Origin of the sequence: Nonomuraea sp. NPDC052265 (assembly GCF_044547985.1) — a bacterium.
In the GTDB taxonomy this organism is placed as follows: Bacteria; Actinomycetota; Actinomycetes; order Streptosporangiales; family Streptosporangiaceae; genus Nonomuraea.
On sequence record NZ_JBIUBJ010000011.1, the window covers coordinates 107,788 to 132,145 of the forward strand.

30 protein-coding genes and 1 tRNA gene are annotated in these 24,358 nt (G+C 67.4%); 12 read left to right on the forward strand and 19 right to left on the reverse strand.

Translation table 11 applies throughout. The annotated features are described in order from the left end of the window. Positions 1-60: 60 nt before the first annotated feature. The 3 genes from ACIHAD_RS29235 to dcd form a co-directional block, all read right to left on the reverse strand. Positions 61-1,065: an anion permease gene (locus ACIHAD_RS29235; protein WP_397357836.1), complete on the reverse strand. Its 1,005-nt coding sequence runs from the start codon at positions 1,063-1,065 to the stop codon at positions 61-63. Between the two features lie 5 nt (positions 1,066-1,070). After that, positions 1,071-1,688 (reverse strand): DUF47 domain-containing protein, encoded by a 618-nt coding sequence (locus tag ACIHAD_RS29240; RefSeq protein WP_106243913.1) that lies wholly within the window; start codon positions 1,686-1,688, stop codon positions 1,071-1,073. A 236-nt stretch (positions 1,689-1,924) separates the two neighbouring features. Then, positions 1,925-2,500, reverse strand: a complete 576-nt coding sequence (gene dcd / locus ACIHAD_RS29245; RefSeq protein WP_397357837.1) for a dCTP deaminase — start codon at positions 2,498-2,500, stop codon at positions 1,925-1,927. A gap of 100 nt (positions 2,501-2,600) precedes the next feature. On the opposite strand from dcd, the gene ACIHAD_RS29250 reads away from it, so the two are divergent. Next, positions 2,601-2,671, forward strand: a tRNA-Gly gene (locus ACIHAD_RS29250). Between the two features lie 246 nt (positions 2,672-2,917). On the opposite strand, the gene ACIHAD_RS29255 is transcribed toward ACIHAD_RS29250, so the two are convergent. Continuing rightward, a complete protein-coding gene (locus tag ACIHAD_RS29255; RefSeq protein ID WP_397357838.1) occupies positions 2,918-3,343 on the reverse strand; it encodes a spore-associated protein A in 426 nt (141 codons plus the stop codon). 144 nt (positions 3,344-3,487) lie between these two features. Here ACIHAD_RS29255 and ACIHAD_RS29260 point away from each other — a divergent pair, with 144 nt between their 5' ends. Next, entirely contained in the window at positions 3,488-3,640 is a 153-nt protein-coding gene (locus ACIHAD_RS29260; protein WP_397357839.1) for a GNAT family N-acetyltransferase, read from the forward strand. A 205-nt stretch (positions 3,641-3,845) separates the two neighbouring features. Here the strand turns inward: ACIHAD_RS29260 and ACIHAD_RS29265 are convergent, their stop codons facing one another. Further along, complete coding sequence (locus ACIHAD_RS29265; RefSeq protein WP_397357840.1) at positions 3,846-4,307, reverse strand: tyrosine-type recombinase/integrase; 462 nt, start codon at positions 4,305-4,307, stop codon at positions 3,846-3,848. A 124-nt stretch (positions 4,308-4,431) separates the two neighbouring features. Between ACIHAD_RS29265 and ACIHAD_RS29270 the strand changes: the two genes are divergently transcribed. Beyond that, positions 4,432-5,040: a chloramphenicol phosphotransferase CPT family protein gene (locus ACIHAD_RS29270; protein WP_397357841.1), complete on the forward strand. Its 609-nt coding sequence runs from the start codon at positions 4,432-4,434 to the stop codon at positions 5,038-5,040. A 313-nt stretch (positions 5,041-5,353) separates the two neighbouring features. On the opposite strand, the gene ACIHAD_RS29275 is transcribed toward ACIHAD_RS29270, so the two are convergent. The 4 genes from ACIHAD_RS29275 to ACIHAD_RS29290 all read right to left on the reverse strand — a co-directional run bounded on the left by ACIHAD_RS29275 (position 5,354) and on the right by ACIHAD_RS29290 (position 7,652). After that, positions 5,354-5,686: a helix-turn-helix domain-containing protein gene (locus ACIHAD_RS29275; RefSeq protein WP_397357842.1), complete on the reverse strand. Its 333-nt coding sequence runs from the start codon at positions 5,684-5,686 to the stop codon at positions 5,354-5,356. After that, positions 5,683-5,844 carry a hypothetical protein gene (locus ACIHAD_RS29280; protein ID WP_397357843.1) on the reverse strand — a complete coding sequence of 54 codons (162 nt, stop codon included), beginning with the start codon at positions 5,842-5,844 and terminating at the stop codon, positions 5,683-5,685. Before ACIHAD_RS29280 ends, ACIHAD_RS29275 begins: the two co-directional genes overlap by 4 nt. 239 nt (positions 5,845-6,083) lie before the next feature. After that, on the reverse strand, positions 6,084-6,602 hold the full coding sequence (locus ACIHAD_RS29285) for a tyrosine-type recombinase/integrase (protein ID WP_397357844.1): 519 nt from the start codon (positions 6,600-6,602) through the stop codon (positions 6,084-6,086). A gap of 318 nt (positions 6,603-6,920) precedes the next feature. Further along, complete coding sequence (locus ACIHAD_RS29290; protein WP_397357845.1) at positions 6,921-7,652, reverse strand: class I SAM-dependent methyltransferase; 732 nt, start codon at positions 7,650-7,652, stop codon at positions 6,921-6,923. Between the two features lie 232 nt (positions 7,653-7,884). On the opposite strand from ACIHAD_RS29290, the gene ACIHAD_RS29295 reads away from it, so the two are divergent. Beyond that, the gene (locus ACIHAD_RS29295; protein WP_397357846.1) at positions 7,885-8,721 is read left to right on the forward strand and encodes a transposase family protein; all 837 of its coding nucleotides are present in this window, start codon (positions 7,885-7,887) and stop codon (positions 8,719-8,721) included. Positions 8,722-9,505: 784 nt separating this feature from the next. Here ACIHAD_RS29295 and ACIHAD_RS29300 read toward each other — a convergent pair. The 6 genes from ACIHAD_RS29300 to ACIHAD_RS29325 form a co-directional block, all read right to left on the reverse strand. Then, positions 9,506-9,802 (reverse strand): hypothetical protein, encoded by a 297-nt coding sequence (locus ACIHAD_RS29300; RefSeq protein WP_397357847.1) that lies wholly within the window; start codon positions 9,800-9,802, stop codon positions 9,506-9,508. A 367-nt stretch (positions 9,803-10,169) separates the two neighbouring features. Further along, positions 10,170-10,694 carry a hypothetical protein gene (locus ACIHAD_RS29305; RefSeq protein ID WP_397357848.1) on the reverse strand — a complete coding sequence of 175 codons (525 nt, stop codon included), beginning with the start codon at positions 10,692-10,694 and terminating at the stop codon, positions 10,170-10,172. 633 nt (positions 10,695-11,327) lie between these two features. Then, positions 11,328-11,807 carry a GNAT family N-acetyltransferase gene (locus ACIHAD_RS29310; RefSeq protein ID WP_397357849.1) on the reverse strand — a complete coding sequence of 160 codons (480 nt, stop codon included), beginning with the start codon at positions 11,805-11,807 and terminating at the stop codon, positions 11,328-11,330. A 90-nt stretch (positions 11,808-11,897) separates the two neighbouring features. Beyond that, on the reverse strand, positions 11,898-12,359 hold the full coding sequence (locus tag ACIHAD_RS29315; protein WP_397357850.1) for an NUDIX hydrolase: 462 nt from the start codon (positions 12,357-12,359) through the stop codon (positions 11,898-11,900). A gap of 115 nt (positions 12,360-12,474) precedes the next feature. Next, on the reverse strand, positions 12,475-13,560 hold the full coding sequence (locus tag ACIHAD_RS29320) for a hypothetical protein (RefSeq protein WP_397357851.1): 1,086 nt from the start codon (positions 13,558-13,560) through the stop codon (positions 12,475-12,477). A gap of 162 nt (positions 13,561-13,722) precedes the next feature. Then, a complete protein-coding gene (locus ACIHAD_RS29325) occupies positions 13,723-14,031 on the reverse strand; it encodes an SCO4225 family membrane protein (RefSeq protein ID WP_397357852.1) in 309 nt (102 codons plus the stop codon). Between the two features lie 583 nt (positions 14,032-14,614). Here ACIHAD_RS29325 and ACIHAD_RS29330 point away from each other — a divergent pair. Together ACIHAD_RS29330 and ACIHAD_RS29335 are read left to right on the forward strand one after the other, a co-directional pair. Next, positions 14,615-14,950: a hypothetical protein gene (locus ACIHAD_RS29330; protein WP_397357853.1), complete on the forward strand. Its 336-nt coding sequence runs from the start codon at positions 14,615-14,617 to the stop codon at positions 14,948-14,950. Positions 14,951-14,988: 38 nt separating this feature from the next. Continuing rightward, the gene (locus ACIHAD_RS29335; RefSeq protein WP_397357854.1) at positions 14,989-15,801 is read left to right on the forward strand and encodes an inositol monophosphatase family protein; all 813 of its coding nucleotides are present in this window, start codon (positions 14,989-14,991) and stop codon (positions 15,799-15,801) included. Positions 15,802-15,912: 111 nt separating this feature from the next. On the opposite strand, the gene ACIHAD_RS29340 is transcribed toward ACIHAD_RS29335, so the two are convergent. The 3 genes from ACIHAD_RS29340 to ACIHAD_RS29350 all read right to left on the reverse strand — a co-directional run bounded on the left by ACIHAD_RS29340 (position 15,913) and on the right by ACIHAD_RS29350 (position 18,650). Further along, positions 15,913-16,416 (reverse strand): diadenosine tetraphosphate hydrolase, encoded by a 504-nt coding sequence (locus ACIHAD_RS29340; RefSeq protein WP_397357855.1) that lies wholly within the window; start codon positions 16,414-16,416, stop codon positions 15,913-15,915. A 104-nt stretch (positions 16,417-16,520) separates the two neighbouring features. Next, positions 16,521-17,567 (reverse strand): trypsin-like serine peptidase, encoded by a 1,047-nt coding sequence (locus tag ACIHAD_RS29345; RefSeq protein WP_397357856.1) that lies wholly within the window; start codon positions 17,565-17,567, stop codon positions 16,521-16,523. A 324-nt stretch (positions 17,568-17,891) separates the two neighbouring features. Continuing rightward, entirely contained in the window at positions 17,892-18,650 is a 759-nt protein-coding gene (locus tag ACIHAD_RS29350) for an NAD(P)H-binding protein (RefSeq protein WP_397357857.1), read from the reverse strand. A 187-nt stretch (positions 18,651-18,837) separates the two neighbouring features. Here ACIHAD_RS29350 and ACIHAD_RS29355 point away from each other — a divergent pair, with 187 nt between their 5' ends. The 3 genes from ACIHAD_RS29355 to ACIHAD_RS29365 are packed head-to-tail and all read left to right on the forward strand — an operon-like array spanning position 18,838 to position 20,369. After that, positions 18,838-19,725 (forward strand): maleylpyruvate isomerase N-terminal domain-containing protein, encoded by an 888-nt coding sequence (locus tag ACIHAD_RS29355; RefSeq protein WP_397357858.1) that lies wholly within the window; start codon positions 18,838-18,840, stop codon positions 19,723-19,725. Between the two features lie 41 nt (positions 19,726-19,766). After that, positions 19,767-19,994, forward strand: a complete 228-nt coding sequence (locus ACIHAD_RS29360) for a hypothetical protein (protein ID WP_397357859.1) — start codon at positions 19,767-19,769, stop codon at positions 19,992-19,994. 36 nt (positions 19,995-20,030) lie between these two features. Further along, entirely contained in the window at positions 20,031-20,369 is a 339-nt protein-coding gene (locus tag ACIHAD_RS29365) for a hypothetical protein (RefSeq protein ID WP_397357860.1), read from the forward strand. Here the strand turns inward: ACIHAD_RS29365 and ACIHAD_RS29370 are convergent. Further along, positions 20,299-22,098 carry an alkyl/aryl-sulfatase gene (locus ACIHAD_RS29370; RefSeq protein WP_397357861.1) on the reverse strand — a complete coding sequence of 600 codons (1,800 nt, stop codon included), beginning with the start codon at positions 22,096-22,098 and terminating at the stop codon, positions 20,299-20,301. The genes ACIHAD_RS29365 and ACIHAD_RS29370 overlap by 71 nt on opposite strands. 147 nt (positions 22,099-22,245) lie before the next feature. Between ACIHAD_RS29370 and ACIHAD_RS29375 the strand changes: the two genes are divergently transcribed. From ACIHAD_RS29375 to ACIHAD_RS29385, 3 genes are read left to right on the forward strand one after another with little or no spacing between them, the layout of a single operon-like run. Next, positions 22,246-22,884: an HAD family hydrolase gene (locus ACIHAD_RS29375; RefSeq protein WP_397357862.1), complete on the forward strand. Its 639-nt coding sequence runs from the start codon at positions 22,246-22,248 to the stop codon at positions 22,882-22,884. Positions 22,885-22,913: 29 nt separating this feature from the next. Next, a complete protein-coding gene (locus ACIHAD_RS29380; protein WP_397357863.1) occupies positions 22,914-23,357 on the forward strand; it encodes a GNAT family N-acetyltransferase in 444 nt (147 codons plus the stop codon). Positions 23,358-23,375: 18 nt separating this feature from the next. Continuing rightward, on the forward strand, positions 23,376-24,314 hold the full coding sequence (locus tag ACIHAD_RS29385) for a ribose-phosphate diphosphokinase (protein WP_397357864.1): 939 nt from the start codon (positions 23,376-23,378) through the stop codon (positions 24,312-24,314). Positions 24,315-24,358 lie beyond the last annotated feature (44 nt).

The window sequence follows — 24,358 nt, forward strand, 5'->3', positions numbered from 1 at the left end:
CCCTCCTCGCACACGGACAGGCGGGCCGCCCCTCCTCGCACGCGGACAGGCGGGCCGCCCCTACTCGACCATGAGGTGGAGGACGGCGTAGGCCAGCGCCGCCACCAGGGCCGCCGCCGGGATGGTGAGCACCCAGGCGGTCACGATGTTGCCGGCCACGCCCCACCGCACGGCGCTCAGCCGCTTGGTCGCGCCGACGCCCATGATCGCCGTGGTGATGGTGTGGGTCGTGGAGATCGGCGCGCCGAACCCGATCGCGGCACCGTACAGGACGGTGGCCGCGGCCGACTCGGCGGCGAACCCCTGAGGTGGATCGAGCGCGATGATCCGCCGGCCGAGCGTGCGCATGATGCGCCACCCACCGGCGTACGTGCCGAGCGAGATCGCACCGGCGGCGCTCAGGATGACCCACTGCGGGATCCCCTCGCCGGGGCTGGCGTACCCGCCGACCGTCAGCGCGAGGAAGATGACGCCCATCGTCTTCTGCGCGTCCTGCAGGCCGTGCCCGAGCGCCATGGCGGCGGCCGAGACGGTCTGCGCGTAGCGGAAGCCGCGGTTGGTCCTGCCCGGCTGGCTGTTGCGGAAGATCCAGTAAATTGCGATCATGATCAACGCGGCGAGGCTGAACCCGATCAGCGGCGACAGGATCATCGGGATGACGACCTTCTCGACGACGCCGTCCCAGTGCACGATGCTGGCCGAGGCCAGCGCGGAGCCCACCAGGCCGCCGATGAGCGCGTGGCTGGAGGAGGAGGGCAGCCCGAAGTACCAGGTGATCAGGTTCCAGGCGATCGCGCCGATGAGCGCCGCGGCCACGACGACCAGGCCGTGTGGACCGTTGGGCGCGTCGATGATCCCTTTTCCGACTGTCTGGGCGACCTGAGTACCCAGGTGTGCGCCGATGAAGTTCATCGCCGCGGCCATGAACAGCGCGGCCCTGGGGGTGAGCGCCCGGGTCGAGACGGAGGTCGCGATGGCGTTCGCCGCGTCGTGGAACCCGTTGGTGTAGTCGAAGGCCAGGGAGATGACGACCACGCCGATGACGAGGGCGAGCGTGAGGTCCACTGGGCCTAGCTTTCCTTGACCGCGATCGACTCGACGGTGTTGGCCACGTGCTCGAAGGCGTCGGCGGCCTCCTCCAGGGCGTCGACGACCTCCTTCATCTTCATGACGGTGAGCGCGTCGTACTCACCGCTGAACAGCTTGGCCAGCAGCCTGCGGTAGACCTGGTCACCCTGGTTCTCCAGGCGGTTGACCTCGATCCAGTACTCGTTGAGGTTCTTCATGGAACGCAGCCGGGGCATCGCCTCGGCGGTCAGCTCGGCGGCGCGTTCCAGAACCTCGACCTGCCGGACCACGTCTTTGGGGAGATGGTCGATCTGGTAGAGGACGATGAGGTCGGAGGCGGCCTCCATGGCGTCCATCACGTCGTCGAGGTTGGAGGCGAGGCGGTAGATGTCCTCACGGTCGAACGGAGTGATGAAGCTCTCGTTGAGCCGGTTCATGATCGCATGGGTGCGCTCGTCACCGGCGTGCTCGCAGGCGCGCATCTTCTCGGCCAGGGCTTCCCTGTCCGACCCGTCACTGATGATCTCGACCAGCAGACGGGATGCCGTGACCAGGTTGTTCGCGGAGTCGGCGAACAGGTCGTAGTAGCTGTCCTCACGTGGCGTGAGACGCAGGCGCACGTCGTTCTCCAGATGTGCGGGGATGGTCCGTGGAAGAGGGTACGGGTTACCAGGCGAAATGCGAACTTCATGTCCCCTTCGCCTTCTGGCTACCCTGCGTATGTTGTGCGACACCGGGGTTCGGAGTAGTTTGGCCGCTTTTTGCAGGGAAATCCGGCCGCTGACATGGCCTGTTGACGGGTGCGCGAAGGGCTGATCCCACCGCTACGTTCCCTAAATGTTCACCTGTTGTTCACTCAAATCTTCGTCCGGTGGAAGTTCCTGAACGACCGGGACGGAGTGGGGCCCCGCTGGCCCTGATACCGGGACTCGTACTTGGCCGATCCGTACGGATGCTCGGCGGGCGAACTGAGCCGGAACACGCACAACTGCCCGATCTTCATCCCGGGCCACAGCTTGATGGGCAACGTCGCCACGTTGGACAGCTCAAGCGTGACATGCCCGCTGAACCCCGGATCGATGAAGCCTGCGGTGGAATGGGTCAGCAGGCCGAGCCGTCCGAGCGAACTCTTCCCCTCCAGTCGCGAGGCCAGGTCGTCGGGAAGCGTGATCACCTCATAGGTGGAGGCCAGCACGAACTCCCCCGGATGCAGGATGAACGGCTCGTCACCGGACGGCTCGACCATCCGCGTGAGATCCGACTGCTCGATGGAGGGGTCGATATGGGGGTACTTGTGGTTCTCGAAGACACGGAAGAAGCGGTCGAGCCGTACGTCGATGCTGGACGGCTGGATCATGTCCTGCTGGAAGGGGTCTAGAGCGAGCCGGCCGGAGTCGATCTCAGCAAGGATGTCACGGTCAGATAGCAACACGGTGAGCCAACTTACCGTCCCGGCCGGAAAAGGTGGGGCGTTGGGTTTGCTGTTGGGGGGCAAGTTTCCGCTACAGTGGGGGACGCGTACTCCGGTTCGTGCGGGTGTAGTTCAATGGCAGAACATCAGCTTCCCAAGCTGACAGCGCGGGTTCGATTCCCGTCACCCGCTCTCACTGTGAAGACCCAGGTGGGGACACGATCCCCGGTCCGGGCCTTGGCTCATACCGCCGACCCTAGGCAGAAGGTCTCTGTCGGTGCGCAGTACGGTTACTGCGCGCCCGGCCGAGGTGGAACGCAAGCGTGCGGGCAGTCATTCTCGACACCAGTCGTTCGCCCGCGTACGGAAGGGGACTCGCGCCCCGGTGAACCCGGGGCCGAGTCACCCCGACGTTGAAATGACGACCTGTCTCGGTGATCAGCCGCAGTGAGTCCAGCTCGATTGCCAGCCCTCACCAACACCGGTGCTGTTCGAAGCATGGCCTCCCCACGAGACACAGGTGCCGGCAGCGTTGACCTTCACGGGACCGGCGTAGATCTTGTAGGAGCCGGTGTCACTAATCTCGCTGCCGCCCTTCCTTTGAATGGTGGCCCCCGTAAGGGTGTAACCGCCCTGGTACTTGCTGCTCTTCCACGTCACCACACAGTTGGTGCTGCCGTTGTAGAGCAGGTAAATCGTGGCGAGCCCGCTGATGGCGTGGCTGTCGATGACGCGGTAGCTGCCGCCGCCGCACACCGCGGTCGGCGATGACGCGGCCATTGCCGGGCTGCTCATGACCACGGAACTGGCAAGTGCGACTGCCGTGGCGACCGTGAACACCGCTGCCTGCTTGAATCTACGCATTGTCTGGCTCACTCTCCTCAAGATCATACTTTGACGCTGGGCAGCGTAACGGATCGTCACCATGCATCGTGACGAAGCTAGACATTTCATAGAGCCGCACTCCGGGCTGCGGCTCTCATTCTGGGTGCGCCCATACTTAAGATCATGGAACTGACCACGCTTCGGCTGCTGCTGCGTGACTTCCGTGCCAGTGATCACGCAGCCGTGCACGCGTTCGCCAGCGACCCAGAGGTGACCCGCTACACCGACCGGCCCGGGATGCACGCGTCGCGCGAGAAACACCAGGCCGCAGACTGATCACCGGGCCATTAAGAGGGGTGACGAGGGGTCAACCACGGTCACTCAGGACCAGCCTTCCGCCCAACTCAGTGCCCCAGCGGGCCGTGATCGATGCAGTTCCCATGAGGTGCCCAGCAGATTCCGGACAGTCGGCACCTGGGCTTTGATCTTCCCTAGGGTTGTTGATCTCTGCGTGCCATTAGCGTGCCATTAGGGCCTGCGGTCATCCGGCGGGAACCAGTACGCCAGGCGGGTTGTCGTCGTCCGTGTCGAGTGCCCGTTCGTGCCCGATCAGGTGCTTGTCGATGGCTTCGGTGATCAGCTTGTCGGCACCACGGACGGCGTGTTGGTAGATCATCGCGGCGCGGACGTCGTCGTGTCCCATCCGCGCCATGAGGTCCTTGAGGCCCGCACCCGAGTCCGCCGCGATCATGTTTCCTGTGTGACGGAGATCATGGAAATGCAGGCCAGGAACGCCGATCGTTCTTACCGCCTCCACCCATCCGGAGAGCTTGTCAAGCGGCGGCGCGCCACGCCGCCGTACAGCGGCCCGTCGCTTGCCCGACGCCCGGGCATGCGGCCTGGGGGCCGGTCCCGGCCGGCAGCAGCACCGCGCCGCCACGCCGACCGCCGCGACCGCCGTACCAAGCGAACTCGCCGACACCAGCGACGCGCCGCCGCACATAACCAACCCGCTGCCTCGGAATCAATCCCTGTCGTGCCTGCCCTACAAGCGCGTTCAGCAACCCGCCGGCCTCGCCCCAGCACCGAAACACCCCCTGGCCTCGGGAGTCTGTCATCGTGTGGGCATGGAACCTACCCCTCCGAATCGAGGTCCTGGACGCATCATCATCCTCAACGGAGCGTCGAGCTCCGGAAAATCAACCCTGGCTAAGGCACTACAGCGCACACTCGACGAGCCGTTCCTGCACGTCTCCTCCGACCAGTTCGTAGCAAGCGGAATGCTCCCCGAGCGACGAGACGACGAAGGCTCCTTCTCTTGGTGGAACGAGATGCGCCCACGCTTCTTCAAGGGTTTTCACCGATGCCTGCCCGCTCTGGCCGGCGCAGGCAACGACCTGATCGTGGAGCACATCATCGAATTCCAGCACTGGCGCGAATATCTCTCCCGCCTGTTGGCAGACCTCGACGTGTTCCTCGTCGGAGTGCATTGCGACCTTACGGAGATCGACCGAAGAGAACGCGAGCGAGGAGACCGCCGCATCGGGGAGGGCCGCTGTCACGTCGAGACCGACGGCATACACACGTTCGGTCCGTACGACTACGAGGTGGACACCAGTGACGGAGTTTCCCCCACCCTTGCGCAATCCGTGGTAACCGCCTGGCGTTCAAGGGGCCCGCGACGCGCGCTGAAGCCATTTGATGCCTCCGGCGGGGGCGCTCCGGCTCCGGGATGATCTCCGCGCCGGGCGTGTGGGCCGTAAGTGGCTGAGGTGGAAGCCTGATCATCCCGCCCGCCATCGACCCGGGACAAGCCGAGCAGACCAGGGCCACGGACACCAGCTAGCCACGGTCACTCACGACCACTCCGGCGACCCCGCTGACCAGGCAACCCGAGGTCCGTTCCCCACGATCACAGTAATTCCCAAGCTGACAGCGCGGGTTCGATTCCCGTCACCCGCTCCAAGCACGAAACCCAGGCGAGGACTTGCATCTGGGCTGAAGTGGTAGAGGCTCTGAACTACCTGGTCGCAGATCGGCTCGCCTTCCTCAGGCGACTTTCCAGGTTCGGTCGCCGAGTGTAGCGACGAGATCCAAGTGCCCCCCGAGCGCGGCGATGTACTGTCGTACGACGTCGATGCCGGATGCCTCGCCATGTTCGATCTTGGAGATGCGAGCTTGGCTGACTCCCAAGACGTCGGCGAGTTCGGCCTGGGTGACACCGGCGGCCTGACGGATCTCGGCGAGTTGGAACCCGCGGACGTACGCTTCGCGGCGTTCACGTGCGACGGCTTCCCCAGCAGCGCGTTCCGTCTCGTCTCGCGGGTCGAGCGCTGCCGCCTTGGCCTTGACATCCGACCACTTGCTGTACCGAGTGCTCATCGCTCCTCCTGCTCTTCTTGCTTGAGCGTGATCAGGTGCTGGGTGAATCGTTCATCAGCCAGCGGTATTGCTTCCCGATACCGGCGGTTCCAGTTGCCGGCTTTATCGCCGGCTACCAGAAAGATCGCTTCCCTTACCGGATCGAAGCAGAACAGCATCCGGATCTCACTCGTTCCCGATGAGGGGGGCGTAGTTCCTTCATGTTGTAGTACTGGCTGCCCTGTACCCGGTCTACCAGAGGACGGCGCGCCGTCGGGCCTTCCTCCGCGAGCTGATCGATCGCGTCCTTGACCAGGTCTGCAGTCTCCGGATCGGTAACACACATGGTCAGATACCACGCCTCGACCTCCGGATGAAGACTGACCTCCCAGCTCATACAGCGATTATAACCATCTAGTCATATTCTCCACGCCCACATCCGATGCACCCCACCTCTCTGCCGAGGGTCGCGCTTGGCAAGCCCCGCGTTGGGCCGATGGATGCGTACTCGCAGGTTCAGGGACTGCCCCAAGCGGGGTGCTCGTTGTGTGTCTCCCATCAAGGATGTCCCCGTGGCCCTGGCCGGTTCCTCCTCTGGCGGGACGACAGCAGACAAGGTGATCAGACGGGCAAGGGTACGCGTCGCGCGAGGAACAGCAGTGTGCTGGTAGATCAGCGCCGCCCTCGTGGAGGAGTGCCCCATACGGGTCATCAGGTCTCGCAGGATCGCGCCGGACTGGGCCGCGAGGGTGTTCCCGGTGTGACGAAGATCATGGAAGTGAAAGCCACTGAACTTGGCATTCTTCAATGCCGCCGCCCAGACACGGGTGAAGTTCGCGCGCCGGAGCCTGGCACCCTTGGGGCCGACGAAGACGTGCCCGTCGTCGGACCGCTCGGCGTAGGTCTCCATGTGTGCGCGAAGGTCCGGCAGGAGCATGGCCGGCACGCTGACCACGCGCTTGCCCGCCTCCGACTTGGGCGGCCCGATGGTGATCGAGCGGTGGCGCGGCGCGCCGCCGTACCCCCGGCCCTCCGCCCGCCCGCCGTCCGGGCGTGCGGCCCGGGGGCCGGTCCCGGACGACGGCGGGACACCGGGCCGGCCACCGCACGCCGGCACCGCCGTACCAACCGAACGCACCGGCCGGGGTTGCCCGCCGCCGCGCAGATGCAGCCCTACGATCGCCACGGCGTGGCTGGACGCCGTACGTGCTTGGGGGCCGATCGACGATGCTGACCGTCGTTCCAGGAGCGGGCATCAGGCCCCACGCGCGATCGTGACGATCGATCGGCTGACATCGGAGACGGTCTCATGCTGCCAGCCGCCGTACTGCGCCTCGATCTCGAACCCTGCCTCGTGCAGGAACGCGCCAAGCTTTGACACATCCAGGAATCGCAGACTCGCCCGATCCAAGCGGAGGACGGTGCCGTCATGAGCGCTGGTGGTTTCGGTGAACGTCACCACATCGTCGACCACCGACTCGACCTGGTGTGACACGTGAAGCGTGCGACCGCTTCCATCCACGACCTCGCTGGCATTCGACGGCTTCCACTCCTCCCACTCGCGCACCTGGGGGTTACGGGTGTCGAACGCAAACCGGCCACCGTCACGTAGTGCCCTCCTGATCGCGGCCAACGACGCGGACAGCTCTCCATCGCTCACGAAGCACTGGAAGGCATTGCTGGCCATGGTCGCCAGGTCGAACTCGCGATCCCAGGATGCGTCCGCCGCCACGCCGGCAACCCACTCGATGTCCGTGCGTCGCCGTGCCCGATCAAGCGCAGCCAGATCGGGGTCGAGTCCGACAAGCCGTCCACGATGACCGAGGCGACGGGCTTGGTGCAACATGCTGCCGGTACCGCAACCCACGTCCAGCACGGCATCCGCATCCATCACCAGGCCGTTGAAGAACGCGTCGCTGGGATAGCGCGTCGCGTCCCACGGGTTGAGTTGGTCATACAAGGCGGCAGCGTCAGCATCTGTGAACATCACCGCAGTATCGCTACGCCCGCAGGCGCTGCCAACCGAATATCTGAAGCTGCGGGCATGGGTGAGACACTGAGGTGATCTCAGCGAAATAAGGCGGGCGATTGGGATTTCTTGGACGCCGCCGGTGGCGTTCCGGGCCTTTCGGGAGGAGTCGCCGAAGGCCGGAAACAGACGTGGAGCCCCCGGTAGAAGAGGTCTCACCACAAGAACACTCAAGGCCGAAAGGCTCCACGTGATTGCTCATCGTGCCACGCTCGACGTCTCCCGCGCACTCGTTCAGTACGTCGCGCGACTCCTGCACGAGGAACGCCGACTGCGCGGCACCCCGAAGGGAAGCCGGGCGTTGAGCCCGTTCCGGCAGGCGGTCATGGTGGTGCGCTGGTTCCGCGGCGAGCACGACGTCCCGAAACTCGGCCGTGACCACCGCGTCTCCCGGGCCACCGCCTACCGCAACATGCACGAGGGCATCGAAATTCTCGCAGCTCAAGCCCCTGATCAGCACCAAGCCCTCGACCGGGCCCCCATCGAAGGACTGCCATACATGATCCTTGACGGCACCCTCATCCCCATCGATCGCTGCGCCGAGCAGACCCTCAGCGTCAAGGGCGAACCCATCGACGCGTGGCACTCCGGCAAGGCCCACCAGCACGCCGGCAACCTCCAGGCAGTCTCCGCACCGAACGGGCTGCCCTTGTGGATCGCCGACGTCGAACCCGGCTCCACCCACGATCTGACCGCCGCCCGTGCACAGGTGCTGGGCGCGCTCTACGCCGCAGCCACACGCGGCCTGCCCACCCTCGCCGACAGCGGCTACGACGGCGCCGGAATCGGCATCCACACACCGATCAAGCAGCCGGGAGGCAACCAAGTCCTCAGCTCGGACAACCGCACCTACAACCGCCTTCTACGCGCCCTACGCTGCCCGGGCGAACGTGGCTTCGCCCTGCTCAAAGGCCGCTGGCGAACCCTCCAGCACATCACCGTCAGCCCAAACCGAATCGGCCACATCGCTCGCGCGGCACTTGTCCTCACCCATTTCGAGCACGACTACCTGCTCGCAATTCGTTGAGATCACCTCATTGAACACCCTGAGTATATTGGTCGGCACGAGGAGACGGCAGTAACAGGGCAACGCCCCAACGACTGATACTGCCGTTAACACCCAAGCTCGCCCGAGCCGGCTCGGGAAAATCATTGAGAGCAACTATCCATCCGCCGGCGAATTGACACCAAAGTCATCTTCGCGATTTCATGCCACTCTCCCGAGGCGCCATATTTAGATCTCAGCTCATGGGCGGCGTGTATCGTCGGAGCGTTAGCTAGAAGCATGACCCTCTCGAATCTCCGCCACAGGTCGGCTTGCTAGAGCGCATCGAGGAGTGATTGCGACTCCGCAGAGATCGGATCTCTTTTTGAGGATACAGAAAGTCCTCCGAGCAGTTGCGTATTCTAATTTAAGACAGGAATGTAAGCCACGTAAGTGACTAGTCGCGGACGATCCCATCTTACTTTCATCTTCCGATTGAAGCGCCCTCTTTCGGATGCTCGTGCCAGAAGATAAGAAGGCGCAGCACCTACAAGCACAGCGGCAATGGTGATCAACTGAGTGACGATTTCCGCATCTCTTGACTTTGCGCATACAGGTGCCTCGCAGGATCACTTCCGTAGAAGCGCGAAATCGAGATGCAGCGAAGATGTTTGAGTATTGGTGTAGCGGGAGGCTCGCCTATGGCCGACGCGCACCTTTGGCGGGCTGATCGGACGTCCGGAGCTTCCCGACTAGTACTCCAGTGACACTTCGCGAACCTGGTGCCGGCGCCCGAAGCCGTACTGCGCCCAGCGAGAGGTTGGCGTCACTCGAAATGAATGGCGGCGGAGGCTATGAAGCCACCAAAGGCCAGGAGCACGGCGAATGATCCGATACCGGCCAAGAGGATGATCGACTTCATCACACCCGGCCTGATCCGGACGATGAGGACTCCTGCGATGAGAGCCACACCAATGGCGTATCCGCCCACCAGACGAGGGACGGGGGCTGGCCCGCGGACGAAACCATATCCCCGACTCACGAAGATTCCCAGCATTAGTCCAGCCAGCCCGAACCCGAGCAACCCGAGCAACCCGAGCAACACTGACTGCCATCGCGCCATGAATACAGCCCCATCCAAGCCCATCCTGCCGTTGAGACGAATCAGGCTACCCCCGCAGACCATGCCCGCGATCTCGGAGTGTCGCTGGAGGACTAAGCACCCGCCTGTTGGAGTACTGCGGCGCAGGCAAGTCCTGCTTCGATGCCAAGCTGTCTCCGTTGCAAGCGCATCGTGCCTGTTGCGTGCCCGTTCGGATGGCGATCAGCGGGGAGGCACGGGTACTCACGGTCACTCGACCGGCATACGCCCAGGTCAGCGTTCCCTCTGCTCAGAGGCCATGATCCGGAAAGGCTTCCCGAGCTGACAGCGCGGGTTCGATTCCCGTCACCCGCTCCCATCTCCAGAGGCGATGAACCTCGCCAGCGGATCACGAACGCTTCATGCGGAGCCTCTGGCGCGCGTACCGCTGATCAGGGTCGCTGAACTCCATGCCGTTCTCGTCGAGAGCGTTGTAGATCGTTACTCGGCCCTGCGGGAAGAAGAACGCGACAGCCGCCATCCCGCGCGCCATGTCCTTCCCCGTCCACGTCAGAAGCTCCACGGCCTGCAGCCTCTGCCCCTGCAATCGCGCCAGTTCGCCAGGCACGCCCTCTCGCCATGCCAGCCGGAATCCCTCCCCCGCCCAATCCAGCGGCCGAGCCGGATCGACCGTGTTCCACGTGATCGAGCCTTCATCGAACTTCTGGTGGACGATCTCGACCTGCTCTCCCTCGAAGTCCAACAGGACCAGGCCATCGGGGAACCAGACATCCTCGTCGAGGTCCCACACCAGCAGAGCGCGCGTCAGCCTTCGCCCTTCCAGCATGGCCAGTCTCGGACCATGTGCGGCGGCGACTGCTGAACTCCCGCTCAACCATGCGGGCCGGTATCCACTGATTCCAAAGTCGAACATCTGACGATCATGCCGGTGGTCGGCGTGAGGACGTCAAGCGCATACGAGACGCTGGGCCACCGACAAGGAGAGCCGGCGTCCGTGCCGGACGCGTGCCAGCCTGCACCACTGCTGTCCCAGCTCTGCAGAGCAAGATCAGTACCCTGTTCCCAAGCTGACAGCGCGGGCGCGATTCTCGTCACCCGCTTGCGAACGAAAAGCCAGGTCGGCCCTCAGGCGCCCCGGACAAGCCAAGCAGGCATGGCCACGGGGCCACGTTCATCCGTCCGGTGAGGCGCGTGCGCGTACGGGAGTCGAAGCAGCTGTGCCGCATCGGGCCGCCCTTGGTCGGCTGGGGACAAACGCTCCCGGCTCGTCCTCGACGCAGGTGTCCACGTGCGTCCTGAGGATGAGAGGGATGCTCTCGGGGATCCCGCGGTCCGCCTGCCCGCCTTGGGCTTGGGTGGTCCGAGGAGCAGCCCTCAATGAACGAGCCCCCATGAACGTTCCCGGACGTGACGGCGCGGCGTGACGCGGCGCCGCCACGCCGCGCGCTGGCGCGCCGCCCCTACCGAGCCCGCCGGATGAGCGGCGCGCCGCCGCGAGCCTCCATGTGTCGCCCGCTGAACTCGTGCGGCAGGTATCTGGGGTCTCTCAGTGCAGGTCCAGTTCGGTCAGGTCGAGCACTCCGACCGTCTCGCCACCGCTTTCCTCGCCCGTGAGCTGGAATCCAAGCTTCCGGTAGAAGTTCTCGGGGCCGCCCTCTCCCGGCTGCCACGTGACGAACACCTGCGCGCCGCCGCGACGCTTGACCTCGGCCGCCACGGCTCTGACGGCGAATCGGCCGACGCCCTGTCCCTGTGCCTCGGCGGCCACGTTGAGGCGCCACAAGCCTGACCGGAAGTCGACGCCCTTGCCGTTCCAGTCGATGTCGAGAAAGGCCATGAGGAATCCGACGGGACGATCATCGTCCAGGATGAGGCGAGGCCAGGCCACCTGGGGCTGCACGTAGGCCTCCGCGAGAGACTTCGCCACGGAGGAGACGAAACCTTCCTGATCGGGACGGACTTTCACAGCAATGGCCGTCTCAACATTGGCAGGGGTGATCGGGGCCAGCCGTAGCGACTCATTCATGAGAACACCATAGAGACCGAGACCGTCATGTCGGATGTCTCGGACATGCCCTGGGCTGGGAGCCTGTCGAGAAGGGCTCGGGGCGCGGGGTCAGCTGTGGAGCAGTTGCGTGAGCGGCCCGCGCACGTCGGCGGGGTGCAGGTTCAGCTGCTCGAACTCGGCGGCCCTCGCCCATCTGAGCTCGAAGGTGTTGTCCGGCCCGTGATCCAACGACTCCTCACCGGATAGCGACGGGACGCCGTTGACGTCCCGCATGAGGAAGTAGAAGGCGGGCCGGCCATTGTGTGAGCCGGTGAAGAGCAGCCGGTCGATCTCCCCGGTGAGGGTCGTCTCCTCGTGGAGTTCACGCACTGCCGCGCTCTCCGGCGACTCGCCGTCCTCCACATGGCCCCCTGGAAGAAGCGCGTAGTGGTGCCCGGGACACTGCGTCCCTCGCCGACCTTCGGCATCGCAGATGCCGCAGGTGACGCCCGGCGTGCGCCGGAGGAACCGCTTGATGACCAGGACCCGGGTGCCGTCGAGGACCACGGCAACCGCTCGGGGGATCGGCATGAGACGGATCATACGATTCGGCCCAATGGAGTTGGACGAGTTCCGCCGGGCGTCACTCGACGGCTGCCGCCGAGGAGCCTGCACTCCCCCTGACTCAACACCCGAGGCCCCTCGATCAGATGGGCATGGTCGCGGCCAGCGGTGCGCCGATCTGGACGTCCAGGTACGCCACCAGATCATCTCTGTCGACAGCACCCCGGCGAGCCTCGATGATCACGACCGTTCCGGCCACGATGCCCACGAAGCCGGTGCCGGATCGCCGGGACTGCTCGATGCGTTCCGTGACCGGACGGCGGACCTCCTCGGCGAGAAAGGTGAGGCCATGCGGAAACTCCTCGCTGAGCAGGTGTCGTTGACGCCCCGACTCGATCAGACTGCCGATGCCGAACTGGGCCGAGACGATCTGATCACCATGGAGGGTGACGCGGAAGTAGCCGTTCGATCGGGAGCGGTTGCAGTTCGTCTGAGGTGGATAGAAGCAGTCGTAACCACCAGCCAGCAGATCATCGACAGCCGAGCTCATCGGGACCGCGTAGTGCTCGGACCCGAACGGCCAGCGCCGCACGGAGGTGTCCCGGGAGGTGACGACCAGTCCGTTGAGCTCGTCGTAGCTGTAGTCCGCGTACGCGTCCCGCCACCCCGTACGGGGGGTGTCATCCTCCAGCCGCGGCGTACGGCTGCGGAGATCGCGATCGAAGTCGTCCATCTCCTCCTGCACATCGGTGTCGGGCCAGATCGCGGTCAGCGCCGGTGCAGCGGCCGCGGTGACCGGATCGCCCTCACGGTTCGCCTGAGTGGGCGGGAACCACGCCCAGGCGAGCTGATCACGGCGGTCGAGCAGGAAGTGCGCCACCTGCGGATCGACCGTGTCCGCCTCGTCGCGGTGCCCGATCCGGCACCACACGGCACGGCCGTCCGCATTGGCGCGGACCTGCGCACAGAACCAGCCGGCCTCCCTCAACGGCTGAGTGAGAGCCCCCGCCGTACCGTCGGCCGGGACCGGTTCGGCCTGCGAGTTCTCACTCGCCGCGTCATGCCCGTAGACGGTGGCGGGCGGCAACGACAGCAACTCGCCCGATCCGGTGCAGCCCGTCAGCGCGAGCGAGCCGAGGCACATGATCATCAAGACGATGGCGAGCACTCGACGAACCGGCCGGTGTCGGCATACGGGCGCAGCAAATGGGCGGAACACGAAGTTCATCGAAGCCGCTCCCCCCAAGGTCGGCAATTCGATCATCTTGGGTGAGCTCGGTGTGCCACTGCCTCGCCGCCCAGCTTGACCACGACCCGTGAGTACGATCCATCCCGTCCCCTTCACGGCCGCGACCTTCGGCGACCGATCAAGAAGGTGCCTGGCGGGCGATCAGTCGGATTCACCGCTCCGGCGTTGCAGATACCGCCCGACGCGAGAGAGCGCCCAAGCCTGGAACCAGCCCGCGCCCACGAGGAGCAGGGTGAGCACGATCGGGTTCGTCATCTCGCTCGGCAGCAGGTCCCATGCCTGCCATGTCAACCAGCCGAGAGGAAACGTGAGATAGATGAGCGCCACCCCGGACAACAGGATGGGATCCCGGACCGTCAGAAGCACCACGATCGAGTAGATGCCCAGGGCCAGCACAAGGCCGCAGTAGGCGAGAGCAAGGCACCCGGGAGGGTTGCGGGGGGTCATCATTCCGGCTCCATGTGCTGATCCAGGTGGGAGCGCCGAGTGTACTCACGGGTAACCCGCTCGGTTCCTCGATCGCGCGACTGTCCTGCGACATGCCGGTCGGGCACATCGGCGCGTGCCCGTTGCGTGGCCGCCCAACAGCGGAGCAGGGCGTTTCCGGTCGGTCGGGTTCAGGAGTGGGTGTACAGGTGGTCGGTCGAGCCGGTCTGGGTAGGGCGGGCGTACTGGCTTCTGGACGGGTGTACGTCGGTTGCGCGTGAGGCCAGGGCCAAGGCGCGGGTGTCGTACAGGTCGAGATCGCGCACATCGTCGAGCAGGCGATCCGGGTCGGCGCCTTCTCGGAATCGGTAGCTGGGGAGGCTGAACCGCCCACTGTCTGCGCCAGGACGGCGTCTGGCAGCCCGTCAGCAAGGACGAGGAGAACTAGCCACCCACGCGCTCCCGCCGGGCCATGCCTTGCCCTCTGCGGGGACGGGGGAGGGTCGGCGGGACCTCAGGCCGGCCCCGGCTCCTGACATCAGAAGCCGGGGTGTCCGTGCCCGAGCCGGGCCGCTGCCCGGCTCGGGCACGGGGCTACCCTGGGCGCATGGGTCATGCGAAGACGTCGTTCGTCTGCCTGCCGTGCCGGGCCTCGTACAAGCAGCCTTATCCGCTTCCTGGCGACAAGGGCCGGTCGTGCCCGCGGTGCGGCGAGTCGCTGATCCATGTGGGTTCCGCCTTCGCGGCTCCCCGCCGGCGCGACACCGCGGGCTGGCGGGTGCTCTCGCTCTTGCTGCACGCTGGTGTCCGGTTCCACAAGAGTTGCTGCGGCGGGCCCGGCTACCGGCCGCGCACGCTCGGCGAGGCTCGCGCGCGGATGGCGCACGCACGGGCCACCGGGGAGCCGTTCGCCAAGGCCCTGACGCGCTACGAACTGCCGTAGGACGGCGTCGTCCCGGTACGGAGAGCGGAGACATCTGGATGACCATCGACGTCCGTGCGCTGCTTCCTCTGGCCGAGCGAGCCGCGTCGATCGCCGGCGAGATCATCACGACCAGGGCCCCCGGCGTCGTCACCGCCAAGGGCGACCGCGACATGGCCACCGAGGTCGATTTCGCCGTCGAGCACGCCGTACGGGAGTTCCTGTCGTACGAGACGCCCGAGCTGGGCTTCCTCGGCGAGGAGGAGGGCGCGAGCCGGCCGGGCGAGGGCTTGACGTGGGTGCTGGACCCTGTGGACGGCACGGCGAACTTCCTCCACGGCATCCCGCTGTGCGGAGTCTCCCTGGGCCTGGTCGACGGGGACCTGCCCGTGCTCGGGGTGATCGGCCTGCCGTTCCTGAACGTCCGTTACGCGGCCGCCACAGGCGCCGGCGCGACGGCCGACGGATCGCCCATCCAGGTGAGCGGCGCCCAGAAGCTCCAGGACGCCGTCATCGCCATGGGCGACTACGCGGTGGGCGAGGACGCACCGGCACGCAACCGGCCCCGATTCGCTCTCACCCAGGAACTCGCCGCCCGCGTCCAGCGCGTCAGGATGCTCGGCTCAGCCGCGATCGACCTCGCCTGGGTGGCCGACGGCAAGGTCGACGCCAACGTCATGCTCAGCAACAACCCGTGGGACACCGCGGCGGGCGTCGTCATCGCGCGCGAGGCCGGAGCCTTGGTGGTCGACCTGGACGGCAGCCCCCACAGCATGAGCTCCCGGGCGACGATCGCGGCGAGCCCCGCCCTCGCCACCGACCTCCTGAGACTCCTCACCACCGCCCTGTCCCACGGAGGGGCTTCCGAATAGGCCCGCCCGGCATCGAAGGCGAACCGGCCGATCGCCCCGGCGTCCGCCCGATCCCGGAAACCCGCTTCCTGTAAACCCGCTTCCCGGAAACTTGCTTCCCGGAGACCCGCTTCAGCCGCCGGCGCGGGCCCGAGCTCCGTGCGCCGCGTACAGGACGCCGAGGTGCCGGCCGATCTCCTCACGCACCGGGTCGTGTCGCGGGCCGAGGGCGAATCGCTGGTCGGTCCAGTGGCCGGGCGGATACAGCCACACCGGCCGGCCGACCAGGTGGACCGGTTCCCACTCGTACCGCGGCCAGACATGAGCGTGCAGGAAAGGGTCGGTGTTGCCGAGGATCTCCAGATTCACCCGCCGGAACGCCGGGTCCAGCGCGCCGCAGGCCCGCTCGACCGCCTCGCCGAGCGACTCCATGTCCGACAGGAAGGCCGTCCGCCTGGCCCGGGGGAGGTCGGACAGTCGTTCCGCGCCGGGCTCGTCCGTCAGGAGAACCGAGTATCCCGGCAGGAACTGGGTGTCGCCGATCACGGCGAAGCCGGCGTCCAGCCGCCTGAGGACCGTGGGATTTCCGCCCGCCAAGGCGCTGCCGATCCTGTCCTGCCGCCAGTCACCACTCATGGCGCCCGACCCTACAGGTGGACGGTCAAGAGCCGCCGTCGCCCGCCGCACCTGCTTCAGCGTCGTCCACAGATGGGCGGGAGAAGCGGGACCCGGGGCTTGTCCTACGGCAGGACGATGGAGCCGCTCCACTGGGTGCCGGCGTCGGAGTAGACGGCGGCCAGTTCGCCGTCGAAGTACGGCGAGAACCTCTTGTCGTAGCGCAGGTCGCCGTCGGTGTCGGCGACGCTGATGGTGAGCGCGTTGAGGTAGCCCACGCGCCTGCTCTTGTCGTAGCGCAGCAGCCAGGAGGAGCCGAGGGAGCCTTCACCGGCGAACGGGGAATCGACGGCGGTGAGTTCCTCCGCCTTCAGGCCGGGCGCCTGGGCGGCGGAGGTGCGCCCCGAGAAGGTTTCGAGGGTGTCGCCCGGTTGCGGGTGGGAGCCGTCCGGGTGGACGCCGGCCGGGAAGCCGAAGACGTCGACCGAGGAGTCGAGTGGCTGGTTCCAGGCCAGGCCCTGTCCGCCGACCTGGTCGACCAGCCTTCCGGTGTCGGTCAGCTCGCCCGCGGGAGAGGAGGTGACGCCGTTGTAGACGGTGACGAAGGCGTAGTCGCCGTCGTAGTCGCCGTACGTGGGGAAGTCGAAGTGGGTGAAGAGCTGCTTTCCGACGTAGAGGCCGGACGGAGCGGTGCCGGCGGAGTATCCGGGGATGAAGACCCACTTGTCGAGACCTGCGCCGGATCCTTGTGTGTTGTACGCGCAGTGCCCGGCGGTGGCCACGAGGTTGCGGTACTGCGACTGCATGGCGGTGCCGGTGCACCAGTGCGGCAGGCCGTCGGCGCCGACGAAGAACACCTTGCCCGAGCTGACGGGCCCCTTGCCGGCGCTTCCGGCGCCGTCGGGCGGGAGCACGGGCGGGATGTTGCCGGGCTTGCCGTCGGGGGCGGCCGGGCCGCTGAGAATGACCTCGTCGATGGCGGTCTGGACGGCGTAGGGAGTGGCGTTCGTCAGGTTGGCGCCGCCGTTGCCCAGCCAGAACGCCGCCACCTCGACGGCGGACGTCTTCGTGGCCAGCGGGTAGCTCGCCGTGCCGGCTGCTCCGGCCGCGGGCGTGGCCATGAGGCCGGAAACCAGGAGGCCTACGGCTAACACGCCCAGCGTTGTCTTCATCTAGCTCTCTCCACTCTGCTCGGGGGTACGGCTTTTCGAACATACGATCGCCGCCGAGGGCTGACGCTACCCGCCGAACTCCTGATGATCAACACTTTCAACAGCCGGCTGTCAACACGGCCCCCCACGCACGAGCGCTTGGCGGGCCGGGGGTGATCGATGGCATCGCCGGATGGAGGATGATCTGCCGTCTCAGCACATCTCCGACGCGACCATGGCCGTCGTGGCCGGCGTCCTGGTGTTCCTGATTCTGCTGCCCACCATCGTCTGGATCGCCGTGGTGATGTTGCGCGGCCGGAAGCAGGGCCACCCGGCCGGGGACGGTCAGAGGGTGGCGTGGAGGTGGGAGAGCATCGTGCGGGCGGGGTGGCCGAGGATGTTCTCCAGGTCGCGGGTCTGTCGTTCCAGGGCGCCGGCGCGGATCTGGGCGTTCAGCCAGGCCATCGGGCCGGGGGCGGCGTCCGGGACCTCGCGGTAGGGCACGCCCAGCGCTTCGGCGACCTCAGGATGGGTCCACAGCGGTCCGGTGAGGTCGTAGGCACGGCCCTCGTGGCCTTCGCCGGTCAGGACGTTGGCCGCCGCCTCGGCCAGGTCGGACCGGAACGCCGTGTTCAGGCCGCCCCCTCCGGCGCTCCCCGTCAGCTCGCCGTCCGTGACCCGGGGGACGAACGCGTCGCTGTAGAACGGGTGACGCAGGATCGTGTACGGCAGGCCGCTGCGCATGAGGGCCTGCTCGGTGGCGTGGTGGGCCTCGGTCATGCCGGTGGCGACGGTGTCGGCGTTCAGGAAGCTGGTGTAGACGACGGCGCCGACGCCCACGTCCACGGCGGCGGCGATGGCGGCCAGGTGGTGGCCGACCCTGCGGCCGGGGTCGAGCTCCGGCGAGGAGATCAGGAGCAGGCGCCCGGCGCCCTCGAAGGCCGTACGCAGGCCGGCCGGGTCGTCGTAGTCGCCGCGCCGCACCGGTACGCCTTCGGGCGCACGGGCGGGATCGCGTACGGCGGCGACGACGTCCGCCCTGGTACGCAGCCGGTCGATGACGAGACGGCCGAGCGCGCCCGATGCGGCCGAGATCACGATCATGGAGCTCCCTCTTAGCAGGATGGATGATCAAAGTGAACTGCCGGGACGCGACGTGACGCCACCGGTTTTCAGCCGGCGGGCCGACGACGGTTTCGGAGCGGGCGGACGGCAGGCCCCAAGGGAGCATTTCCGGAGAAGACCCCCAGGTCGGCACGGGTTAGCGTGATCGTGAACCTCTGGAGAGAACATGGACGAGCTCATCACGTACGGCACATGGGCGTCGGTACGCGGCTCGCTCAAGGCGACCGCCGACCGGTTCGCGAAGCTGATCTCCATCGTCGATCCCCACACCATGGCGACGAGGGAGTGGACCGTCGCCGAGACCGCGGCCCACGTCACCGCGATCGCCTCGCTCTACACCTCCGTGGTGCGCGGCGACGTGGCCTCGCCGTTCCCGGAGCTGGCCGAGGCGATACTCGAAGCCAACGTCGACACGGTCAGCGCGTTGAACGAGCTGGCGTTCGGGCACTTCGCCGAGCGTGACCCGCTCGTCCTGGCCGAGCGGCTGCGCGCCGACGTCCGGGAGATCCTGAGCGCCGTCGCGGAGGTCGATCCGGCGACGCCGGTCCCGTGGCTGGGCGACGCGCGGGTGCCCGTCGCGGGCGTGCTGGCCCACCTCGTGAACGAGTTGCTGCTCCACGGCTGGGACGTCGCCCGCGCGACCCGTACCCCATGGTCGTTGCCCGCGCGGGACGCCGGCCTGTTCTTCGACCTGTTCCTCATCGGGATGATCAGGAACGACTACGGACGCCTGATGGACACCGGGGCGCCCGCCCCGCGCCGCCGGATCACCGTCGGGTTCCACTCCGCGCACACCGCGCCGGCGGCGCTGGTGCTCGATCGCGGGCGGGTGTCGGTGGCGGAGGTGGGGGCGCCGGTGGACGCGCACGTGGGGTTCGACCCGGCGGCGCTGAATCTTTTACTGTTCGGCCGGATGTCCAGGGCGCGGGCCGCGCTCACGGGCAAGGTGGTGGTCTGGGGGCGGCGTCCGTGGCTGCTTCCGGCCTTTCTGCGGTTCGTACGCCTGCCCACGACAACGGTGTCGCGCACACGCGCCGAGTCCATACAGGTGTGAACGCCACAAAGTATTCACACAGTGGGCGCATACTGGAAGAGATGAAGCGAGCCAGCGGCGATTCTCGTCGTCACCTGCCCACAAGTCCCTTCAAACCGCCGCCTCCGGCCCCACCCGCGGAACAGTTCGACATGAACGACCGGGTGAGCCATGACCGATACGGCCTCGGTGTCGTCATCGGTGTGGAGGACGATGTCGCCGTTCTGGTCGACTTCGGATCCCGGCAGGAGAGGATCACTACGCCGTTCAACAAGCTGTACAAACTCTGACGACCGGTCCGGACGCCCGTGTGCCACGATGGCCGCATGGGCGGAACGGTCGTGGTCGGAACATCCACACTGCGCAGGGCCGCGGGTCTCGCGGCCGTGCTCGTGGTCGCGACGCTGGTCGTGGCCGCGGTCGTCGTCATGTCCCCGTCCGAGGATGAACGGCTGTCGGCCGCGTCCCCGAGCATGGAGGCGGTCGCCCTGACGGTGGCCGAGGGCGCCGACCTCGGCGACCGCACGGTCGGCGGCCTGACCTTCGAGCGCGTCCACCGCGGCCTGAGGCCGCCGCGGCTTGTCGGGGCGCGGCTCAAGGGGTCACTATGGCGAAGTCGCGTCCCGGTGAGTCGAGCACGGCGACCAGCCGTTGGAGCGCCGTGATGTCCCCCTCCCGCTCCACCCCCTCCACGCCCTTCCCCGCCAGCAGGCCGAGGAGCTGCGTCCTGGTCAGGCGGAGCGTCAGGTCCACGGGCTCCTCGGGCGGGTTCAGCCGCTGGACGAGCACGCCGTTCGACAGGGTGGTGCGGTACAGCTCCCCCAGGTCCGTCAGGTGCCAGTCGATCGCCAGGCTCTCGTGCCACGCCTTGGGGCCGTCCACGCGGATGGCGAGGGAGTCGAAGATCTGCTCCACGGTCAGGGCCGCGAGCAGGTCGGGCGAGGTGGTGGTGACCGACGTGTGCGCGATGCCGTCGGCCAGTTCCTTGGCCCCCGTCAGGTACGAGTTGCGCCAGGTCCCGTTCTCCGCGCCCTGCCCGAGCCGGGTGTAGACCTCGGCCAGCAGGTCCCTGGCCGCCTTGTTGCCCTCGTCGGCGAAGACGGCGTGGTTCAGGAGCTGGACCGCGAAGCGCAGGTCGTTCTCCTCGATGTACCGGCGGGCGAAGGCGACGACGGCCGCGCCGCCGCCCATGCACTCGACGTACCGGATCGCGCTCTCCCTGGGCGGGTGCTCCCAGAGGTGGGCGGGGTTGCCGTCGTACCAGCCGAGGTAGCGCTGGTAGATGGCCTTGACGTTGTGGCTGACCGAGCCGTAGTAGCCGTGGGTGTGCCAGACCTGCTCCAGCGCGGGCGGCACCCGCATCTGCTCGGCGATCTCGGCGCCGGTCAGGCCCTTGTTGAGCAGGCGGAGGGTCTGGTCGTGCAGGTAGGCATACAGGTCCCGCTGTTCCTGGAGGAACCGGACGATGTTCCCCTTTCCCCAGGTGGGCCAGTGGTGGGAGGCGAAGGCGACGTCGGCCCGGTCGGCGAGCAGCGTGAGGGTCTCCGACAGGTAGCGGGCCCAGACGCGGGCGTCGCGCACCTGGGCGCCGCGCAGCGTGAGGATGTTGTGCAGGTTGTGGGTGGCGTTCTCGGCCAGGCAGAGGGCGCCGCGGTCGGGGAACAGGAAGTTCATCTCGGCGGGGGCCTCGGTGCCGGGGGTGAGCTGGAAGACGAACCGCACCCCGTCGACGATCTCCTCCTGGCCGGTGCGGCTGACGTCCAGGGTGGGCGGGATGAGGGACGTGGTGCCGGTCGAGGAGGTCATGCCGAGGCCGCAGCCGATCTGGCCGTCCGGGGTGTGGGGCAGGGCGAGGCCGAACATGTAGCCGGCGCGGCGGTTCATGGCGGGGCCGGCGTAGACGTTCTCGGAGACCGCGTGGTCCATGAAGCCGGCGGGGGCCAGGATCGGCACGTTGCCGTCCGTGACGCCGCGTACGCCGCCGAAGTGGTCGACGTGGCTGTGGGTGTAGACGATCCCGGTGACCGGGCGGTCGCCGCGGTGGCGGCGGTAGAGCGCGAGCGCGATGGCGGCGCACTCGGTGGAGACCAGCGGGTCGATGACGATGACGCCGGTGTCGCCCTCGACCAGGGTCATGTTCGACAGGTCCAGGCCGCGTACCTGGTAGATGCCCTCGGCGACCTCGTACAGGCCCTGTTTGGCGCAGAGCTGGCTCTGCCGCCACAGGCTGGGATGGGCGGTTTCGGGGCATTCGGCATTGAGGAAGGCGTAGGAGTCGTTGTCCCAGACGACCTCGCCGTTCCTCGACCTGACCACGGCGGGGGTCAGCTTCGCGATGAAGCCGCGGTCCGCGTCCTCGAAGTCGCCCGTGTCATGAAATGGAAGGTCTGCCATGTCTGCTCGCATGCCCCTGAATGGACGCTCGTAGCTCAACAACCAGCCCCAATAGCATGAAACTCGGGCAATAAGGACAGGGTGGGGCGGCGTAGCGGCTCGGGGGGTGTGATTGGGTGGTTCCAGTCTGATCTGGTGGGGGTGGTCATGGAAGCGTGCGTGTTCGACCTCGACGGCGTACTCGTCGACTCCGAACCCGTCTGGGAGCAGGTGCGGCGCGCGTTCGTCGCCGACCACGGCGGCACCTGGCAGCCCGACACGCAGTCCAGGCTGATGGGCATGAGCACCGGCGAGTGGTCGGCCTACCTGCACGAGCTCGGGGTGCGCCTGACGCCCGACGAGATCGCCGAGGGCGTGGTGGACCAGATGGCCGAGCGCTACCAGGACGGCGTGCCGCTGCTGCCGGGCGCCCGCGAGGCCGTACGGCGGCTGGCCGGGCAGTTCACGCTCGGCCTGGCCAGCTCGTCGCCGCGGCGGCTGATCGACGTGGTGCTGGACGCGTCCGAGCTGCGCGAGTACTTCGTCACCACGGTCTCCACGGAGGAGGTCGCGCGCGGCAAGCCCGCCCCCGACGGCTACCTGGAGGCGGCCAGGCGGCTGGAGATCTACCCGAAGGACTGCGTGGCGGTCGAGGACTCCAGCAACGGGCTGCGTTCGGCGCACGCGGCCGGCATGCGGGTGATCGCCGTGCCGCATCCCGGCTACCCGCCCGACGACGACGCCCTCGCCCTCGCCTGGCAGGTCCTCCCCGACCTCGACGCCCTCACCGTCGAGGCACTGACGTGACCCCCCGCCAAGACACTCAGGAGACCCGCATGGACATCCGCCCCCGGACGCCGGCCGATCTCGATGCCTGCGCCGGGGCCCTGGCCCTGGTGCACACCGCCGACCGCTACCCCGTCGACTGGCCGCCCGACCCCCACGGCTGGCTGACCCCGCACGGCCTCCTGCGCGCCTGGGTGGCGGTCGAGGAGGGCCAGGTGCTCGGCCACGTGGGCCTGGCCGACACCACCGAGGGCCCGGAGGTCACCCGGCTCTTCGTCGCGCCCGCCGCCCGGGGCCGCGGGCTGGCCGCCCTGCTGCTGGAGACCGTACGGAAGGCCGCCGGCGCGCCCGTCCTCCTGGAGGTCTCCGACGAGGGCCGGGCGGCCGTCGCGCTGTACGAGCGGCTGGGCTGGCGCCGCGTCGGCAGCACCCGCGCGCGATGGCTCAACGCGGCGGGCGAACCCGCCCTGCTCCACCACTACGTGAGCCCGTGAAGCTATCCTTTGGAAATCGTGCGAGACATCACGGTTTTCAGTGGCAGCGCCCACCCCGAACTGGCCGAGGAGATCTGCTCCCACCTCGGCACTCCGCTCCACCCCGTCAGGGTCGCCCGCTTCGCCAACGACGCGCTTGAGGTGCAGCTCCAGGCCAACTGCCGCGAGCGCGACGTGTTCCTCATCCAACCCCTCGTGCCGCCGACGCAGGAGAACCTGGTCGAGCTGCTGCTCATGATCGACGCGGCCCGCGGCGCGTCCGCGGCCAGGACGACCGTCGTCCTGCCGCACTACGCCTACGCGCGGTCGGACAAGAAGGACGCGCCGCGCATCTCCATCGGCGGGCGGCTGGTCGCCGACCTGATGGTGGCCGCGGGCGCGAACCGGGTGCTGGCCATGACGCTGCACTCGCCGCAGGTGCACGGCTTCTTCAGCGTGCCCGTCGACCACCTGCACGCGCTGCGCGAGCTGGCCGCGCACTTCCGCCGCTACGACCTGTCGAACACCGTCGTCGTCTCCCCCGACCTGGGCAACGCCAAGGAGGCCGCGCACTTCGCCCGGCTGCTCGGCACCGGCGTCGCGATGGGCGCCAAGCAGCGCTTCCCCGACGACCGCGTGGTGATCAGCTCGGTCATCGGCGAGGTCGCGGGCAAGGACGTGATCATCCTGGACGACGAGATCGCCAAGGGCAGCACCGTCATCGAGCTGCTGGACCGGCTGCGCGAGCAGGGCGTCAACTCCGTCCGCCTGGCGTGCACGCACGGGCTGTTCGCGGGCGGGGCGATCGAGCGGCTGAGCGCGTTCCCCGAGGTCATGGAGATCGTCTGCACGAACACCGTGCCGCCGCCCAAGCCGAGTGACAAGCTGACCGTGCTGTCGATCGCCCCCGCCCTGGCCGAGGCCATGCGCCGGATCCACGACGGCGAGTCGGTGAGCGCCCTGTTCAGCACGCCCTGACGACCGGCCCGGTGATCTTCCGGGACGGCCGGGAATGGATCATA

Coding starts and splice junctions, on each gene's coding strand:
- ACIHAD_RS29265 (WP_397357840.1), bottom strand. CDS start 4,307: ATGTGCGGCGGCGCGTCGCTGGTGTCGGCGAGTTCGCTTGGTACGGCG.
- ACIHAD_RS29275 (WP_397357842.1), bottom strand. CDS start 5,686: ATGAGCACTCGGTACAGCAAGTGGTCGGATGTCAAGGCCAAGGCGGCA.
- ACIHAD_RS29315 (WP_397357850.1), bottom strand. CDS start 12,359: ATGCCGATCCCCCGAGCGGTTGCCGTGGTCCTCGACGGCACCCGGGTC.
- ACIHAD_RS29340 (WP_397357855.1), bottom strand. CDS start 16,416: ATGAGTGGTGACTGGCGGCAGGACAGGATCGGCAGCGCCTTGGCGGGC.
- ACIHAD_RS29280 (WP_397357843.1), bottom strand. CDS start 5,844: ATGCTGTTCTGCTTCGATCCGGTAAGGGAAGCGATCTTTCTGGTAGCC.
- ACIHAD_RS29370 (WP_397357861.1), bottom strand. CDS start 22,098: ATGGCAGACCTTCCATTTCATGACACGGGCGACTTCGAGGACGCGGAC.
- ACIHAD_RS29375 (WP_397357862.1), top strand. CDS start 22,246: ATGGAAGCGTGCGTGTTCGACCTCGACGGCGTACTCGTCGACTCCGAA.
- ACIHAD_RS29300 (WP_397357847.1), bottom strand. CDS start 9,802: ATGGCGCGATGGCAGTCAGTGTTGCTCGGGTTGCTCGGGTTGCTCGGG.
- ACIHAD_RS29365 (WP_397357860.1), top strand. CDS start 20,031: ATGGGCGGAACGGTCGTGGTCGGAACATCCACACTGCGCAGGGCCGCG.
- ACIHAD_RS29255 (WP_397357838.1), bottom strand. CDS start 3,343: ATGCGTAGATTCAAGCAGGCAGCGGTGTTCACGGTCGCCACGGCAGTC.
- ACIHAD_RS29350 (WP_397357857.1), bottom strand. CDS start 18,650: ATGATCGTGATCTCGGCCGCATCGGGCGCGCTCGGCCGTCTCGTCATC.
- ACIHAD_RS29330 (WP_397357853.1), top strand. CDS start 14,615: ATGGGTCATGCGAAGACGTCGTTCGTCTGCCTGCCGTGCCGGGCCTCG.
- ACIHAD_RS29305 (WP_397357848.1), bottom strand. CDS start 10,694: ATGTTCGACTTTGGAATCAGTGGATACCGGCCCGCATGGTTGAGCGGG.
- ACIHAD_RS29355 (WP_397357858.1), top strand. CDS start 18,838: ATGGACGAGCTCATCACGTACGGCACATGGGCGTCGGTACGCGGCTCG.
- ACIHAD_RS29270 (WP_397357841.1), top strand. CDS start 4,432: ATGGAACCTACCCCTCCGAATCGAGGTCCTGGACGCATCATCATCCTC.
- ACIHAD_RS29325 (WP_397357852.1), bottom strand. CDS start 14,031: ATGATGACCCCCCGCAACCCTCCCGGGTGCCTTGCTCTCGCCTACTGC.
- ACIHAD_RS29290 (WP_397357845.1), bottom strand. CDS start 7,652: ATGTTCACAGATGCTGACGCTGCCGCCTTGTATGACCAACTCAACCCG.
- ACIHAD_RS29335 (WP_397357854.1), top strand. CDS start 14,989: ATGACCATCGACGTCCGTGCGCTGCTTCCTCTGGCCGAGCGAGCCGCG.
- ACIHAD_RS29345 (WP_397357856.1), bottom strand. CDS start 17,567: ATGAAGACAACGCTGGGCGTGTTAGCCGTAGGCCTCCTGGTTTCCGGC.
- ACIHAD_RS29310 (WP_397357849.1), bottom strand. CDS start 11,807: ATGAATGAGTCGCTACGGCTGGCCCCGATCACCCCTGCCAATGTTGAG.
- ACIHAD_RS29360 (WP_397357859.1), top strand. CDS start 19,767: ATGAAGCGAGCCAGCGGCGATTCTCGTCGTCACCTGCCCACAAGTCCC.
- ACIHAD_RS29320 (WP_397357851.1), bottom strand. CDS start 13,560: ATGAACTTCGTGTTCCGCCCATTTGCTGCGCCCGTATGCCGACACCGG.
- ACIHAD_RS29285 (WP_397357844.1), bottom strand. CDS start 6,602: ATGCTCCTGCCGGACCTTCGCGCACACATGGAGACCTACGCCGAGCGG.
- ACIHAD_RS29260 (WP_397357839.1), top strand. CDS start 3,488: ATGGAACTGACCACGCTTCGGCTGCTGCTGCGTGACTTCCGTGCCAGT.
- ACIHAD_RS29380 (WP_397357863.1), top strand. CDS start 22,914: ATGGACATCCGCCCCCGGACGCCGGCCGATCTCGATGCCTGCGCCGGG.